14 protein-coding genes are annotated in these 16,043 nt (G+C 71.4%); 6 read left to right on the top strand and 8 right to left on the bottom strand.

Annotation, left to right across the window (positions count from 1 at the left end; translation table 11 throughout):
• Window positions 1-23 precede the first annotated feature (23 nt).
• From ACWD68_RS17325 to ACWD68_RS17310, 4 genes are all read left to right on the top strand, one after another.
• Window positions 24-779: a LytR/AlgR family response regulator transcription factor gene (locus tag ACWD68_RS17325; RefSeq protein WP_451807267.1), complete on the top strand. Its 756-nt coding sequence runs from the start codon at window positions 24-26 to the stop codon at window positions 777-779.
• A 10-nt stretch (window positions 780-789) separates the two neighbouring features.
• On the top strand, window positions 790-1,149 hold the full coding sequence (locus tag ACWD68_RS17320) for a hypothetical protein (RefSeq protein ID WP_451807266.1): 360 nt from the start codon (window positions 790-792) through the stop codon (window positions 1,147-1,149).
• Between the two features lie 3 nt (window positions 1,150-1,152).
• The gene (locus ACWD68_RS17315; protein WP_451807265.1) at window positions 1,153-2,919 is read left to right on the top strand and encodes a sodium/solute symporter; all 1,767 of its coding nucleotides are present in this window, start codon (window positions 1,153-1,155) and stop codon (window positions 2,917-2,919) included.
• A 124-nt stretch (window positions 2,920-3,043) separates the two neighbouring features.
• On the top strand, window positions 3,044-4,249 hold the full coding sequence (locus tag ACWD68_RS17310) for a sensor histidine kinase (RefSeq protein ID WP_451807264.1): 1,206 nt from the start codon (window positions 3,044-3,046) through the stop codon (window positions 4,247-4,249).
• 129 nt (window positions 4,250-4,378) lie between these two features.
• Here the strand turns inward: ACWD68_RS17310 and ACWD68_RS17305 are convergent, their stop codons facing one another.
• The 7 genes from ACWD68_RS17305 to ACWD68_RS17275 all read right to left on the bottom strand — a co-directional run bounded on the left by ACWD68_RS17305 (window position 4,379) and on the right by ACWD68_RS17275 (window position 13,011).
• Window positions 4,379-4,537 carry a hypothetical protein gene (locus ACWD68_RS17305; protein WP_351535053.1) on the bottom strand — a complete coding sequence of 53 codons (159 nt, stop codon included), beginning with the start codon at window positions 4,535-4,537 and terminating at the stop codon, window positions 4,379-4,381.
• A 94-nt stretch (window positions 4,538-4,631) separates the two neighbouring features.
• The gene (locus ACWD68_RS17300) at window positions 4,632-6,806 is read right to left on the bottom strand and encodes a serine/threonine-protein kinase (RefSeq protein ID WP_451807263.1); all 2,175 of its coding nucleotides are present in this window, start codon (window positions 6,804-6,806) and stop codon (window positions 4,632-4,634) included.
• Window positions 6,806-8,497 carry a DUF6777 domain-containing protein gene (locus tag ACWD68_RS17295; protein WP_451807262.1) on the bottom strand — a complete coding sequence of 564 codons (1,692 nt, stop codon included), beginning with the start codon at window positions 8,495-8,497 and terminating at the stop codon, window positions 6,806-6,808. Before ACWD68_RS17295 ends, ACWD68_RS17300 begins: the two co-directional genes overlap by 1 nt.
• Window positions 8,498-8,615: 118 nt before the next feature.
• Window positions 8,616-9,569 (bottom strand): cytochrome c oxidase assembly protein, encoded by a 954-nt coding sequence (locus tag ACWD68_RS17290; RefSeq protein ID WP_451807261.1) that lies wholly within the window; start codon window positions 9,567-9,569, stop codon window positions 8,616-8,618.
• A gap of 136 nt (window positions 9,570-9,705) precedes the next feature.
• On the bottom strand, window positions 9,706-10,731 hold the full coding sequence (locus ACWD68_RS17285) for a 6-phosphofructokinase (protein WP_451807260.1): 1,026 nt from the start codon (window positions 10,729-10,731) through the stop codon (window positions 9,706-9,708).
• Between the two features lie 293 nt (window positions 10,732-11,024).
• A complete protein-coding gene (locus ACWD68_RS17280; protein WP_451807259.1) occupies window positions 11,025-11,753 on the bottom strand; it encodes a type 1 glutamine amidotransferase in 729 nt (242 codons plus the stop codon).
• A gap of 19 nt (window positions 11,754-11,772) precedes the next feature.
• Window positions 11,773-13,011 carry a MurT ligase domain-containing protein gene (locus tag ACWD68_RS17275; RefSeq protein ID WP_351535065.1) on the bottom strand — a complete coding sequence of 413 codons (1,239 nt, stop codon included), beginning with the start codon at window positions 13,009-13,011 and terminating at the stop codon, window positions 11,773-11,775.
• Window positions 13,012-13,165: 154 nt separating this feature from the next.
• Here ACWD68_RS17275 and def point away from each other — a divergent pair, with 154 nt between their 5' ends.
• Window positions 13,166-13,705 carry a peptide deformylase gene (gene def, locus ACWD68_RS17270; protein ID WP_451807258.1) on the top strand — a complete coding sequence of 180 codons (540 nt, stop codon included), beginning with the start codon at window positions 13,166-13,168 and terminating at the stop codon, window positions 13,703-13,705.
• A gap of 116 nt (window positions 13,706-13,821) precedes the next feature.
• Here def and ACWD68_RS17265 read toward each other — a convergent pair whose 3' ends face one another.
• Window positions 13,822-14,466 carry a TetR family transcriptional regulator gene (locus ACWD68_RS17265; RefSeq protein ID WP_266756003.1) on the bottom strand — a complete coding sequence of 215 codons (645 nt, stop codon included), beginning with the start codon at window positions 14,464-14,466 and terminating at the stop codon, window positions 13,822-13,824.
• Window positions 14,467-14,635: 169 nt separating this feature from the next.
• Between ACWD68_RS17265 and ACWD68_RS17260 the strand changes: the two genes are divergently transcribed.
• Window positions 14,636-15,865: an acyl-CoA dehydrogenase family protein gene (locus ACWD68_RS17260; RefSeq protein ID WP_451807257.1), complete on the top strand. Its 1,230-nt coding sequence runs from the start codon at window positions 14,636-14,638 to the stop codon at window positions 15,863-15,865.
• Window positions 15,866-16,043: the final 178 nt, after the last annotated feature.

Below are 16,043 nucleotides of genomic sequence, written 5' to 3'. Positions count from 1 at the left end.
AATCGCTCTTACACTCCACTCTCATGCTGCGCGTGCTCGCCGTCGACGACGAACAACCGTCCCTCGAGGAACTTCTGTATCTGCTGAACGCCGATCCCCGGGTCGGCAGCGCCGAGGGCGCGAGCGACGCGACCGAGGCGCTGCGCCGGATCAACCGGGCCCTGGAATCCGGACCCGGCGGGCCCGAGGCGATCGACGTCGTCTTCCTCGACATCCACATGCCCGGCCTGGACGGGCTCGACCTGGCCCGGCTGCTCGGCGGGTTCGCCCAGCCGCCGCTCGTCGTGTTCGTGACCGCCCACGAGGGCTTCGCCGTACAGGCCTTCGACCTCAAGGCCGTGGACTACGTCCTCAAGCCCGTACGCCGCGAACGGCTCGCCGAGGCGGTACGGCGGGCCGTCCAACTGCGGGACGCCGCACCCCTGATCCCCGTCCACGAGCCCGACCCCGACCACATATCCGTCGAACTCGGCGGAGTGACCCGCTTCGTGGCCGTCGAGGACATCACCCATGCCGAGGCACACGGCGACTACGCCCGGCTGCACACCGCGCAGGGCAGCCACCTGGTGCGCATCCCGCTGTCCACCCTCGAAGAGCGCTGGCGCCCCCGCGGCTTCGTCCGCATCCACCGGCGCCATCTCGTCGCGCTGCGCCACATCGGCGAACTCCGCCTGGACGCGGGCGCGGTGAGCGTCCTCGTCGACTCCGTCGAACTCCAGGTCAGCCGCCGTCACGCCCGCCAGCTGCGCGATCTGCTGCTGCGCCGGACCACGAGCTGAGGAGGACGGCGTGCCGCAGGACCCCACCGAACGCCGCGTGGTCGTCACCGGAGCGCCCCGGCGCACCCGCCGGACCTCCGGCTACTACCGGCCGCGGACGGAGATCGACGAACAGACCACCCTCGGCCACACCTATGTACGGTCCCTGATGCGCAGTCAACTCCGAGTCGCGATGGTGGTGTTCGCCGTACTGGTGCTGCTCGTCGGACCGCTGCCGCTGGTCTTCGCCGCGATGCCGGACGGCGCGACCCTGGAATGGGCCGTCCTCGGCTTCTGCGTGTATCCGCCGCTGGTGCTGCTCGCCCGCTGGTACGTACGGCGGGCGGAGCGAAACGAGAGGGACTTCGTGCGCCTGGTCGAGGACCGCTGAACCGTGAACGAGAACTACTCCGTTCCCGCGGTCGCCCTCGTCGTCGTCGCGACCGTCCTGGTCGGCGCGTTCGGGCTGCGCGTATCCCGGACCACCTCCGACTTCTACGTCGCCTCGCGCACCGTCGGCCCCCGGCTCAACGCGGCGGCGATCAGCGGCGAATACCTCTCCGCCGCCTCCTTCCTGGGCATCGCGGGCCTGGTCCTCGTCCAGGGCCCCGACATGCTCTGGTACCCCGTCGGCTACACCGCCGGCTATCTCGTCCTGCTCCTGTTCGTCGCGGCCCCGCTGCGCCGCTCCGGCGCCTACACGCTGCCGGACTTCGCGGAGGCCCGGCTCGGCTCCCAGGCCGTCAGGCGGCTCGCCGGGGCGTTCGTCGTCGGTGTCGGCTGGCTCTATCTGCTGCCTCAACTACAGGGCGCGGGGCTGACGTTGGCGGTGCTGACCGAAGCCCCCGACTGGTTCGGCGGGGTGCTCGTCGCCGTCGTCGTGGTGGCCACGGTCGCCGCGGGCGGCATGCGCAGCATCACCTTCGTCCAGGCCTTCCAGTACTGGCTCAAGCTCACCGCCCTGCTGGTCCCCGCGCTCTTCCTGATCCTCGCCTGGCAGTCCCACGGCACCCCCCGCAACGCCTTCGACGAACCGCCGACCTTCCGTGAACAGCGCCTCGTCCAGATCGACGCCACGCTCGACCTGAAGCTGTCCCGGCCGCTCACCGTCACCGCGACGGGCACCGTCGACGGCCGCCGGTACGAGGACACGCGCGTCCGGCTCCCGCCGGGCGCCCACCACATCGAGCGCGGCACCCGGCTGACCTTCGCCCAGGGCGACCCGGTTCCCGCGGCCGACCGCGGCGCCAACGGCGCCATGTCGACCTCGCTGGCCGCCGGGCGGGAGGAACGCCCGCTGTACGCGACCTACGGGCTGATCCTCGCCACCTTCCTCGGCACCATGGGACTGCCCCACGTCGTCGTCCGCTTCTACACCAGCCCGCACGGCGTCGCCGCCCGCCGCACCACCGTCGCGGTCCTCGGCCTGATCGGCGCCTTCTACCTCCTCCCGCCCGTCTACGGAGCGCTGGGCCGGCTGTACGCCCCCGAACTCAGCCTCACCGGCGACGCCGACGCCGCCGTACTCCTGCTGCCCGACCGGATGATCGGCGGAGTCGGCGCGGACCTCCTCGGTGCGCTCGTCGCGGGCGGCGCCTTCGCCGCCTTCCTGTCGACCGCGTCCGGACTGACCATGGCGGTCGCGGGCGTGCTCACCCAGGATGTGCTGCCCTCCCGCGGTGTACGGCACTTCCGGCTCGGCACCGTGCTGGCGATGGCCGTGCCGCTCGCCGCGAGCGTGCTGGTGGGCGGGCTGCCCGTCGCCGACGCGGTGGGGCTCGCGTTCGCCGTGTCCGCCTCCTCCTTCTGCCCGCTGCTGGTGCTGGGCATCTGGTGGCGCCGGCTCACCCCGCCGGGGGCGGCCGCCGGGATGCTCGTCGGCGGCGGCGCGGCACTCGTCGCCGTCGGCGCGACCATGGCCGGCTATCCGGGCACGGGGTCCTTGCACGCGCTGCTCGCCTGGCCGGCGCTCTGGTCGGTGCCGCTCGGCTTCGTGACCATGGTGCTGGTGTCCCTGGCCACCGCCACCCGCGTACCGCCCGGGACGGCGGCGATCCTGGCCCGCTTCCATCTCCCGGAGGAACTAACGGACGGCCAGGTCCGCGCGGCCGTGAGCGGGGCGGCGAGCGCGACGGCGGGCGTGAAGGAGCCAGGGGTATGAGGGATCCGTCCGACGGGGTGACAGGTGAGGGGTGTTCGCCGGGGGTGCGACGAGGCCGGCTGCCGGTGGATGCCGGCGCTCGCCCGGACGGCTGTACGGGCCCGGCGGGCGAAGGGGTGACCGGGTGAGCGGATTTCTCGCCGGGCTCTGCGTCGCCGTGCTCCCCCTGCTGGCAGCCGGGTTCTGGCTCGGCAGGCGCACCGCGCGGCCGGAGAGTCTCGGAGGGCTCGGCACGCCGGTCGAGCACGCCACCTTCCAGACCCTGCACACCGCCTCGCTGGCCGCGCCCCCGCTCCGCGCCGGACTCACCGAGGAGACGGCCCGCCGGTCCGCCCGGCGGCTGCGCACCCTGCTCGGCACGGACGCGCTGTGCCTCACCGACCAGGAGACGGTCCTCGTCTGGGACGGCGTAGGGGCCCACCACCGCACCGAGATCATGGAACGGCTCGGCGGCCCGCTGGAAACCGGCCGAGGCGAGGCCTTCCGGCTGACCTGCGACGAGCCCGACTGCCCGCTGCGCTGGGCCGTCGTCGCACCGCTCACCGTCGACGAACGGGTGCACGGAGCGCTCGTCGCCTGCGCTCCCCGCGAGTCGGCCGTCCTGGTACGCGCCGCGGGCGAAGTCGCGCGCTGGGTCTCCGTCCAGTTGGAACTCGCCGACCTCGATCAGTCGCGGACGCGGCTGATCGAGGCCGAGATCAAGGCACTTCGCGCCCAGATATCCCCGCACTTCATCTTCAACTCGCTGGCCGTGATCGCCTCGTTCGTCCGCACCGACCCGGAGCGGGCCCGGGAACTCCTGCTGGAGTTCGCCGACTTCACCCGGTACTCGTTCCGCAGGCACGGCGACTTCACCACCCTCGCCGACGAACTACACGCCATCGACCACTACTTGGCGCTGGTCCGGGCCCGTTTCGGCGAGCGGCTGTCCGTCACCCTTCAGATCGCCCCCGAGGTACTGCCGGTCGCGCTGCCCTTCCTCTGCCTCCAGCCCCTGGTGGAGAACGCCGTCAAGCACGGCCTCGAGGGCAAGACCGACAAGAGCCACATCAGCATCACGGCGCAGGACGCGGGCGCCGAGGCACTGGTCGTCATCGAGGACAACGGCACCGGCATGGACCCCGACCGGCTGCGCCGCATCCTGTCCGGAGAGGTCAGCCCCTCCGGGGGGATCGGGCTCTCCAACGTCGACGAACGGCTGCGCCAGGTGTACGGGGACGATCACGGCCTCGTCATCGAGACCGCGGTGGGGGCGGGAATGAAGATCACCGCCCGGCTCCCCAAATACCAGCCGGGCGTGCACTCGGCGGCACGCCGACCCCGGCCATGACCGGCGCGGACGGCGGTCCGGGGCCGGGGGAGGGCAGTGGCCGAACCGGCGGGCCGGGGCCTCGCGAACCCCCGGCCGAGGCGGCGGGCGGGGACCCGGCGCGTGCGCGGCCCGAGCGGGGGGCCGGGCTCAGGCGCTGCGTGAGGCCACCATCCCCAGCGTGATCAGGCCGAGCACGACCCAGCCGAACCACAGCCAGCCGTTACTGCCAAGCGCCACCGTGTAGGCCGTCACCATGACGAGCCCGCCCACGGTGAGCACCCCCATCGTCTTCGTCGTACCGGGCATCGCAACACCCTCCTCCAGGCGGGTCCGCGACGCGGGCCGTGGCCTTTGGGGCCATTTTCACCCGGAGGGAGGAGGTTCGCCAGAGCCCCGGGGACTACTGCGCTCCCTGCGGCGGTCGTTGGCCCTCCTCGATCGAGCAGATCACCAGGTGGTACGGCCGGGCCCACACACCCGTACTGCGCAAGCCATGACTCCAGTGCGTGGCGGGGTCGTAGCCGTACCGATCCGGTGGCGCGTCGACCGCGCACTGGTCGTTCGCCTGCTCCAACGGGTCCGTCCCGGGCCGGTACACGCTCAGGTGGGTGATCTCGACGACCTTTCCCTGATGCTCCTTGTCGCAGGCGACCAGCTCGAAGTGCGTACTGACCCGGGCCTCGCCGCTCACATGGCCCAGACAGTCGTCCCGCTGCATCTGCGTCGCGTCCGTGAACGTCATCCCGTAGGGGCGGAGCTTCCCGAGCGGCCCGAACACCGGGCCGTGCCGGCCCGCGAGCAGGCAGGCGACGGTGCCGCCCGTGGTGGCGAAGCCTTCCCGGGTGGGCACGACGGCCATGCTCTTGACGTTCCAGGCGAGCTTGCGGGCCGTGGCCTTGGTCTTCTCCTCGCACCGGCGCGAGCCGTCATGGCGGGCCGCCTCGAAGGAGGGGGCCTTGAGCACGGTCATGACCTGTGCGTCGGGGCTCTCGTCATGGCAGCTGGCATCAAGCCGCAGTCGTGGCACGGTGGCCGACTTCGAGAGGGACGGATCACCGTAGACGCAGTCGCCCCGGCGGAGCGGTTCGGTGAGCCCGACCGTGTCGCCGTACGGCAGCCGTGCCGCCTGGTGCGCGCCCGCGTACCAGACCGCACCGGCCGCCAGGCCGAGCGCGAGCAGCCCCGCGGCCACGGTCTGCAGCACGCGTGGCCGCTTTCGCCGTCGCCGCCCGGGGGGTCCGGGGACCGGGGCGGGCGGTGCCCCGGTCCAGGGCGGTCCGAAGCCCTGCCCGCGCCCCGGCTGAGGTCCACCGGACTCCGAACGGTCGAACGCGTGCCGCGGCGGCGGTGTGTACGAGCCATGGGAGTGGCCGGTGGGCGCGTAGGGGCCGTGAGCTTGGCTGGTGGGTGTGTACGTGCCCGGCTCCTGGGCCGGCGCCGGGTTCGGGTCCGCGGCGGGGGCTCCCGGGGCGGGGGCTGCCGGGGCGGCGGGCGCGGTGGGGGTGGCGGGCGTGTGGCCACCGGGTGCCGCCAGGCCCCGGTCCTGGGCCGGGCCGTACCCCGTCGCGCCGCCCGGCGCCGGATACGCGCCCGGCAGGGCCCGGCTCCGGTCTCCCGCCGGGCCGAACACTCCCGGGGACCCGTCGGACGTGACGAGGCCCGACCAGGGTGGCTGTGAGCCCGTGTCGAGACGGGTCGGCGGATGGGGCTGCGGGGTCAGGATCCGGGCCAGCGCCGACGCCGTGTCCTCCGCGGAGAGCCGCCGGGCCGGATCCTTGACCAGCAGCGCCTCGACGACCGGTCGCAGGGCGCCGGCCCGCCGCGGTGGCGGGGGCTCCTCCAGTACCACGGCGGTGATCGCCTCGAGATCGGTGTCCCGGTCGAACGGCCCGTGGCCCTCCACCCCGAAATACAGGGTGCAGCCCAGCGAGAACAGGTCGGCCGCGGTGGTCGGAGGACCGCCCGTGGCCCGTTCCGGGGCCAGATAGCCGGCGGTGCCCACCAGCGCGGACGTCTGGGTCCAGCGCGTCTCCAGCGAGTCGGGCTGGACCGATATCCCGTAGTCGGTGAGCAGAATGCGGGCCCCCGGGCTTCCGGTGCGGTCCGGGGCGAGCAGGATGTTGGCGGGCTTCACGTCCCGGTGCATGATCCCGCGCTCGTGCCCGGCGGTCAGGGCGTCCAGCACGGCGAGGCCGATTCGGGCACAGGTGTCGGGGGCCAGCGGACCGCGCCGGGCGAGCCAGTCGCGCAGATCCGCGGCGCCCGCCACGTACTCCATCACGATCCACGGCAGGCCCTCGTGCTCCAGGACGTCGTGGACCGTGACGACGTGCGGGTGCCCGCGCAGCACCGCCGCGTGCCGGGCCTCGGCGCGGGCCCGCGCTATCCGGGACTCGTGCTCCGCGCCGCTCTCCGGGATGTCACGGAACCTGATCTCCTTGAGTGCGACGTCGCAGTCGAGCCGCTGGTCGTGCGCGAGCCACACATGACCCATCCCGCCCGATCCGACCTGGTCCACGAGCAGGTACCGGCCGGCGATGATCCGGCCCACGCCGGACTGAGGTGCTCCCATCATCAGGTGGCTCCCTCATCGGGGGAGGGGGGTCCGGCGGAGTCACCGACCCCACCGGAATCGACCGAGCCGGACTCACCGGCGCCGGCGTCGCCGGTCCCTGTGGTGGTGTCGCCGGTGGGACCGGTGGTGGTTCGGCCTGTGGCGGTCTGCCCCGTGGTGGTGGCGCCGGCGTTGGCTTCGCCCGTGGTGGTGGCGCCGGTGGTGGCTCCGCCCGCGCCGGTGGCGCCCGTGTTGGTTGCGCCCGCGCTGGTTTCACCTGTGGTGGTCGTGCCGGCGTCGGCTTCGCCCGCGGTGGTCGCGCCAGTGGTGGTGCCTGTGCTGGTTTCACCTGTGACGCCGGCGCCCGGACTGGTTTCGCCTCCCCTCGTCTCGCCCGTGCTGCTCTCGCCTGTGGTGGCACCTGCGCTCGTCTCGCCCGTGCTGCTCTCGCCTGTGGTGGCACCCGTGCTTGTTTCGCCCGCGGTGGTGCCTGTCGTGGTTTCGCCCGCGGTGCTCTCGCCCGTGCTGCTGCTCTCGCCTGTCGTGGCCCCCGCGGTGGTTTCACCCGGTCCCGTGCTGGACCGGTCCGGGCTCGGCGTCGGTCCGCCGGTGTCCTTGGACGTGTCCGGGTCCTCGGCGTGGTCCGTGTCGGAGACGACGAACAGCGTCACCGGCGAGCCCCACTGCAGGGTGCTGCCCTCGACAGGCGAGGCCGAGGTGACGCGGACGTCGTCCGGGGGCAGGGAACCGCCGTCGTAGGCCAGGGCCAGCCCCGCGTCCGCCAGCCGGCCGCTCGCCTCGGCGAACGTCAGGCCCGTCACCTGCGGAACGGTCTTCTCCACGTGTGGGTCGAAGGGGGTGTCGTCCTCGCCCGCCGTGCCGAGCGGGCGCGTGATCCCCCGGTCGGGGTTCTCGACGTCCACGAGCCGGAGCCGGTCGATCCGCGCTTTCCCCGGCGGCGGCTCGACGACGACGATCCGGTCCGGACGATATCCGGACCATTTCCTGTTTCCGCCCTTGAACTGCACCGAGGTCTTTTTGATGTTCGTCTTGGAGGGGCGGAGCGGATTACCGCAGGAACACTTCACCGCGGGCAGCCCCTGACGGTCGACCAGAATGGCGATTCCTGTCTGGAGCAAGGCGTCGAACGGGACGGCCTTGCCGCGCTTGTACTCGTGATTCGTCACGAGGGTGTCGTGACGCAGGACAACGGGTGTGAGTCGATCGACATATCCGGGGATCTCTGCCGGCCGGAAATTCAGCACGTGTGCCCATTCCCGCGCCTTGGCGGAGTTCTTGGGGTCGGTGAGGAATTTCTTGAGCTTCCCGACGGCGCACGTGCCGGGCCGCGCCGAGCCGCCGAAGGCGGGGATGGGTGCACCGGACCCGTCCGGTCCGGGCGTGCCGCCGTTCCCGCCCTGCCCACCGGTGTCTTCGTGGCCGCCGGGTGTACCTCCGTACAACCCCGGGCTGTTGCTGGCCTGCACCCCGCCGATCGGCCGGGCCCGCTGCGCGTCGGTGGCGTCCTTGCCGAGTGTGCCGTCCTCCTTGAAGAAGGGATCGGCCTGGGAAACCCCTGCGGCCACGGCACGTATGGCGAACAATTGATCGGATTTACTGCACCCGCTGATTACCAGTACGGAAACCAGCGGTAAAACCATCCTGCGGGCCGCCGATAATCCGGCCCTTCGCATGGATGCGCGAAATGTCATGACCGCTCCCCCCGCGGTTTCCCCCTGGACCCCGCGAGCCGGAGACCGGGCGCGGAGCTTCGCTTCCATGCTACTGAATGGAAATGCCTTTCACGCAAGCACGAATGACGCGGTTAATTCAGTTGCCGCGTGCGTTGAGGGAGGCCAGATAGGCGTTGTAGGCCTCGAGTTCCTTGTCGCCGTCGCGGTCCGCGGCCCGGTCCTGGCGCTTGGCCTGCCGCTGCTCGGAGCCGTACCACTGGAAGAGCAGCGCGAGCAGGACGAGGACGGAGGGGATCTCGCTGAACGCCCAGGCGATGCCGCCCGCGGCGGTCTGGTCGGCGAGCGCGTCGATGCCGAGGGAGGCCGACGGGTTCTTGTAGGCCTCGACCATCGGCTCCGAGGCCATCATCAGAGCGATGCCGAAGAACGCGTGGAACGGCATGCCCGCGAACAGTTCCAGCATCCGCATCAGGTAGCCCGGGCGGTGCGGGCCCGGGTCCACGCCCATGATCGGCCAGAAGAAGACCAGCCCGACGGCGAGGAAGTGGCACATCATCACGATGTGGCCCGCTGTGGAGCCCATCAGGAAGTCGAAGATGGGGGAGAAGTACAGCGCGTACAGGCTCGCGATGAACAGCGGGATGGTGAACGCGGGGTGCGTGACGATGCGCATGTACCGGCTGTGCAGGAACATCAGCAGCAGTTCACGCGGCCCCTTGTCGCCCCGCTTCGCCGCGACCGGCAGCGCGCGCAGCGCCAGCGTGATCGGCGCCCCGAGCAGGATCAGGATCGGCGACAGCATGCTGATCACCATGTGCTGCACCATGTGCACGCTGAACATGACCATGCCGTAGTCGTTCAGCCGGGTGCACATGACGAGCAGCACGGTCAGCACGCCGATGAAGAAGGAGGCCGTACGGCCCCACGACCACGCGTCGCCGCGCCGTGCGAGCCGCACGACACCCCAGCCGTACAGCCCGAGCCCGAGCAGGCACGCGACGAGAAAGAACGGGTCCGGGGACCACACGAGCCCTCGCCCAAGCGTGAACGGCGGCAGATCCATGGTCATGCCGTGCCCGCTGTGATCCATCCGCCGGCTCCTGTTTCTGGGGTACCTCCCAGGCCCTTTTAAGGCACTGGGGGAGGTTGTGTGCTGTCTGTCCGCACCAGAGTAGAACCGCCCCCGGCCGCTGCTGCGACCGGGGGCGGTTCGAGCCTCGTACGTCTCAGAGCACGCACTCCGCCTCGGCGTACCGCTCGTCAGGAACCGTCTTCAGGGTCTCGACCGCCTCCGCGAGCGACACCATGACGATGTCGGTCCCGCGCAGTGCGGTCATCTTCCCGAACTCGCCCCGGTGCACGGCCTCCACGGCGTGCCACCCGAACCGGGTCGCGAGCACACGGTCGTACGCCGTCGGAGTACCGCCGCGCTGCACGTGCCCGAGGATGACCGGCCGGGCCTCCTTGCCGAGCCGCTCCTCCAGCTCGATGGAGAGCTGCCGGGCGATGCCCGCGAAGCGCTCGTGGCCGTAGATGTCCTTGCCGCCCTCGTCGTACTCCATCGAGCCCTCGCGGGGCTTCGCGCCCTCGGCGGCGACCACGATGGCGAACCGCTTGCCCGCCGCGAAGCGCTCGCCGACCCGCGCGGCCAGCTCCTCGATGTCGAAGGGGCGCTCCGGTACGACGATGGCGTGGGCGCCCGCGGCCATGCCGGAGTGCAGCGCGATCCAGCCGGTGTGGCGGCCCATGACCTCCACGATCAGCACGCGTTGGTGGGACTCGGCGGTGGTCTTCAGCCGGTCGAGGGCCTCGGTCGCGACACCGACGGCCGTGTCGAAGCCGAAGGTGACGTCCGTGACCGCGATGTCGTTGTCGATGGTCTTCGGCACGCCGACGATCGGCAGGCCGCCGTCCGACAGCAGGCGGGCCGCCTTCAGCGTGCCCTCTCCGCCGATCGGGATGATCGCGTCGAGCCCGAGATCGGCGACGTGGCCCTTGGCCCGCTCCACGCCGTCACGCAGATGCGCCGGCTGGACCCGGGAGGAGCCGAGCATGGTGCCGCCGCGAGCCAGGATTCCGCTCACCGCGTCGAGGTCGAGCTTGAGGTAGTCGCACTCCAGGAGACCCTTCCAGCCGTCCCGGAAGCCGATGACCTCGTCGCCGTGGTCGACGACGGCACGGTGTACGACCGACCGGATGACGGCGTTCAGGCCGGGGCAGTCGCCGCCGGACGTGAGGACACCAATGCGCATAGCCCGAAATACCTTCTCAACGTGGGCCGGGGACCGGACCACGTTGTCCGGCGAGGATTCCCGCCACCCTACCGGCGGGAGGGGGCCCGGCCGTACCGTGCGTCCGCCTGCTGGACGGACCCGCTCACCTGTGCGGATGCGCTGTCAGACGGGCTCCGGAGGGGGCTGCGCGGAACCGCTTCTCGAGCGGAAACGGTCCTTCGGGGACGCGTGCGGAGGTCCTCCCGGGAAACGCGAAGAGGAACCGTTCCTCCTTGAGGAACGGTTCCTCCGGCCCGCCGGGCGGGCAGGTGCTACGCGGGCTGCTGGGCGGACGCGATGCGCTCGGTGCGCAGCGCGTCGTACCAGCGGTCGTCGATCGGCGGCAGCGCGTTGACGTCGAGGGCCAGCTTCAGCAGCAGGTCCGCGATCTGCGGATTGCGGGCGAGGACGGGTCCGTGCATGTACGTACCGAACACGGTGTCGTTGTACGCGCCCTCGGTGCCGTCACCCGTGCCGTTGCCCTTGCCGAGCCGCACGTTCGCGAACGGGCGGGCGGTGGGCCCGAGGTGGGTCACGCCCTGGTGGTTCTCGAAGCCGGTCAGCTGGGGCAGGCCGAGCCGCGGGTCGATGTCCGCGAGGACGTCGCCGACACACCGCTCGCCCTCTCCACGCGTGGAGACCACGTCGAGCAGACCGAGGCCGGCCTCGCGCTGGCCGAGGTCGTTGATGAACTCGTGCCCGAGGATCTGGTAGCCGGCGCAGACGGAGAACACGATCGCGCCGTTGCCGACCGCGCGGTGCAGACCGCCGTCGCGGCGCAGCCGCTCCGCCGCGAGCCGCTGCGGCCGGTCCTCACCACCCCCGATGAGGTAGATGTCGCCGGAGGTGGGGATCGGCTGGTCGCTGCGCACGTCCACACGGGCCACGTCGAGGCCGCGCTGACGGGCCCTGCGCTCCACGACCAGGGCGTTGCCCTGGTCGCCGTAGGTGCTCAGCAGGTCCGGATAGATCCACACCAGACGCAGGCTGTTGTCACTCATTCTCTTCGTCCTCCGTGGCTCAGTTGCCGACACGACGCCTCAAGTCCTGGAATGCGGTGTAGTTCGCGATGACCTCGATGCGTCCGGGCGGTGCCAGCTGCACGGCCTGGTCGAGGTTCTCGCAGACCTGGAACTGCTGGTTGGCGACTTCGAGGCGCACGGCGAGGTCCAGCTTGCGGTCGCCGAGAACGAAAATCGGGTGCCCGGTCAGGCGGGTGTAGTCGACGTCCCACAGCCAGGAGGTGTCGGTGCCGTCGGCGCCGCGCGCGTTCACCGACAGGATGACCGGGGTCGGCGGCGGGTCGATCAGGGAGAAGGTCTCCAGCCAGCCCGCGGGGTTCTTGGCGAGCAGCAGACGCAGGTCGCGCTGCATGAACTGCACCACGTCGTAGCGTCCGGCCACCGCCTGCACCTGGTACATCCGCTCCAGGGCGACCTGCGGCGGCACCCCGAAGACGGCGGCCACGGCGGCCGACGAGGCGGCGTTCGCCTTGTTGGCGCGGCCCGGCAGCTGGAGGTGGATCGGCCAGGCGGAACCGTGCGGGTCGAGGACGTGGTCCCCGGACAGGGCCCAGGTCGGCGTCGGACGGCGGAAGCCGCAGTCACCGCAGAACCAGTCGTCGCCGGGGCGCTGCATCACACCGCCGCAGGACGGGCAGGACCAGGCGTCGTCCTTCCACATCTGACCGGCCGCCACCCACATGACGTTCGGCGAGGACGACGCGGCCCAGACGACCAGCGGGTCGTCCGCGTTGGCGACCACGACGGCCTTGGAACCGGCCAGCCCCTCACGCCAGTGCTCGGCCATCATCCGCGTCTCGGCGGCCCGGTCGAGCTGGTCGCGGGAGAGGTTCAGCAGCGCGATGCACTTCGGGTCGGTGTCACGTGCGACACCGGCGAGGTACTTCTCGTCGACCTCGATGACCGCGAACTTGGCGTCCGACCCCCCGGCGAGCGCCGACGTGATGCCCGCGGGCATGTTGGCGCCGAGTGCGTTGGACACGACCGGGCCCGCGGCGCCCAGCGCCTCCGCGATCAGCCGTGTGGTCGTGGTCTTGCCGTTGGTCGCCGACACCAGGATCACGTCCAGGTGTGTGGCCAGCCTCGCCAGCAGATCGGGGTCGAGCTTGAGCGCCACCCGGCCGCCGATCACCGATCCGCTGCCGCGTCCGGCGGCTCGCGAGACGGCTGCCGCCGCCTTGCCCGCCGTCACGGCCAGCTTGGCCCGCGGCGACAGCGGGTCCGAGTTGCCTGACATCGTTTCTCGATCCTCCTTGCGTACGCGCCGCGCCCCTGCCCCCGGCACCCTGTGGGCCTCAGCCTATCGAGATCCACTCACGTGCCCGAATCGCGGCACCACCTCGGTGCCCGCGCGATGTGCGCGCGCTTCCCAGGACCGTACCCTTGCCGCCATGCGACAAGGTTCCATCCCGGGCACCCACGGGCGCGTCCGGCCGCTCACCCTGCTCGGCGACCCCGTGCTGCGCACGGCCTGCGAGGACGTCACCGACTTCGGCCCTCAACTCGCCGAGCTCGTCGAGGACATGTTCGCGACGATGTACGCGGCCGAGGGCGTCGGCCTCGCCGCGAACCAGGTCGGCGTCGGGCTCAGGGTCTTCGTATACGACTGCCCGGACGACGACGAAGTCCGCCATGTCGGACATGTGGTGAACCCGCGTCTTGTCGAGGCGGACGCTGTGGTTCTGCGCGGACCGGAGGGCTGCCTCTCGCTGCCCGGTCTGGAGGCGGGCACCGAGCGGTACGACCACGCGGTCGTCGAGGGCCGCACGGTCACCGGTGAACCGGTGACCGTGCACGGCACCGGCTGGTTCGCCCGGTGCCTCCAGCACGAGTGCGATCACCTCGACGGCGGGGTGTACGCGGACCGCCTCGCCGGGTGGCGCCGGCGGCGGCTGCTGCGGCAGGTGGCACGGGCTTCCTGGAGCGGCTGAGCACGGCCTCGCGCCGGGGGCCGTGTCCAGCCCGCGCCGGTCTTGTTCCGTGGGTCGTGCCCCGCCCTCACGGGCGGTGCCCAGCGCCCCTGGCGGGGTGCCCGCCTGAGCCCGGGTCAGAATCCCGGTCCGCCGACGCGGTCGCCCGCCGCCGCGAGGCGGCCCCACAGCAGGTCGGCCAGGCTTCGCACCAACTCGGCGCGCGTGCACGGCCGTTCGCCGAGCCACCAGTCCCCGGCGGCGTGCATCATGCCGACGATCCCGTGGCCCCAGACCCGCGCCAACTGCTGGCTGCCCGGCCCGAGATCCACCCGCTCCTCGATGACCTCGGCCAGTTCCTCGCCCATGCGGCGCAGCACCGGCGCGGAGTACTTGCCCACGTCGAAGCCGGGGTCGCCCGGCTGGCCGCCCTCAGCCGGATGCATCAGGAACCGGTAGACCTGCGGCCGGGCCTCGATGGCGGCCAAATACGTATCGAGCGTCGCCTCGACGCGCTCACGCCGCTCGGCCGGGGCGTCCAGTGCCGCCCGCAGCGCTCCGAGGAGTGCGTCGGTGTGCCGCTTGGCGAGTGCGGCGTAGAGGCCGCCCTTGTCGCCGAAGTGGCGGTACAGAATCGGCTTCGTGATGCCCGCCTCGGCGGCGATGGCGTTCATGGAGGCCCCGGGGCCGTCGCGGAGCACCACTCTGTCGGCGGCTTCCAGCAGCTCACGCCGGCGGCGGTCGGCGGACCTCTGCTGATCGGTCCGCTGTGTGGTGTCCATGTGCTCTCCCCACCCGTGGTTTTTCGGTGACGCCTGCGCAAACTAACACTGATCGGCGTATGGGTATCGAACGGGCTGCCGAGCCGGGCTCGGGAGTTGACTTTTTCTACTAGCCGGTAACAGACTCCAGTTACCGCAAGTAACAGTTTAGTGCAGCGCTGGAGGGGACATGGCCGAGTTCACCATGGAGCTCAACGACGAACAGAAGGAGGTCCGGGACTGGCTGCACGGCTTCGCCGCCGATGTCATCCGCCCCGCGGCCGCCGAATGGGACGAGCGCGAAGAGACTCCCTGGCCGGTCATCCAGGAAGCCGCGAAGGTCGGCATCTACTCCCTGGACTTCTACGCCCAGCAGTACTTCGACCCCACCGGCCTCGGCGTACCGATGGCCATGGAGGAGCTGTTCTGGGGCGACGCGGGCATCGCCCTCTCGATCGTCGGCACCGGCCTCGCCGCCGTGGGCGTCCTCGCCAACGGCACCGAGGAGCAGATCGGTACCTGGATCCCGCAGATGTACGGCGATGCCAACGATGTCAAGCTCGCCGCCTTCTGCTCCTCCGAGCCGGACGCCGGCTCCGACGTCGCCTCGATGCGCACGCGTGCCGTCTACGACGAGGCCAAGGACGAGTGGGTCCTGAACGGCACGAAGACCTGGGCGACCAACGGCGGCATCGCCAATGTCCACGTCGTCGTCGCGGTCGTCGACGCGGACCTCGGCTCCAAGGGCCACGCCTCCTTCATCGTGCCGCCGAACACGCCCGGCCTGTCGCAGGGCCAGAAGTTCAAGAAGCACGGCATCCGCGCCTCGCACACCGCCGAGGTCGTCCTGGAGAACGTCCGCATCCCCGGCTCCTGCCTGCTCGGCGGCAAGGAGAAGCTCGACGAGCGCATGGCCCGCGCCCATGAGCGCGTCAGGGCGGGGGGCGGCGAGCGCGTGAAGAACGCCGCGATGGCCACGTTCGAGGCGTCCCGTCCGGCCGTCGGCGCCATGGCGGTGGGCACCGCACGGGCCGCGTACGAGGTCGCCCTCGACTACGCGAAGACGCGTGAGCAGTTCGGCCGCCCGATCATCGACAACCAGGGTGTCGCCTTCCAGATCGCCGACATGCGCACCTCGATCGACGCCGCGCGACTGCTGGTGTGGCGGGCGTCCTGGATGGCGGTCAACGGCAAGCAGTTCACGGCGGCCGAGGGATCGATGTCGAAGCTGTTCGCCAGCGAGACGGCGAAGAAGGTCACCGGTCAGGCGATCCAGATCCTCGGCGGCAACGGCTACACGCGGGAGTACCCGGTGGAGCGGATGCACCGTGACGCGGCCATCTACACCATCTTCGAAGGCACCAGCGAGATCCAGCGGCTGGTGATCGCCCGGACGCTGTCCGGGATGCCGATCCGGTAGAAGGCCCGCGCGGGCGGGGGCGGTCGCGCCCCCTCGCCCGGTTCCCCGCGGCCCCGCACCCGTCACCGGGCACTCGTTCACCGGGCACCGCGGATCACGGGTGTGCGCAGCCCCGTGGGGAGCTCGCGCGCGGCCCGCAGGCGAGAGCATGTCCGGCTCGCCTTCGGGGCGACGGTCG

Source organism: Streptomyces sp. NPDC005141 (assembly GCF_053599975.1).
Note: the sequence above shows the minus strand (reverse complement) of the source record. Positions and strands in the feature narration are given on the sequence as shown.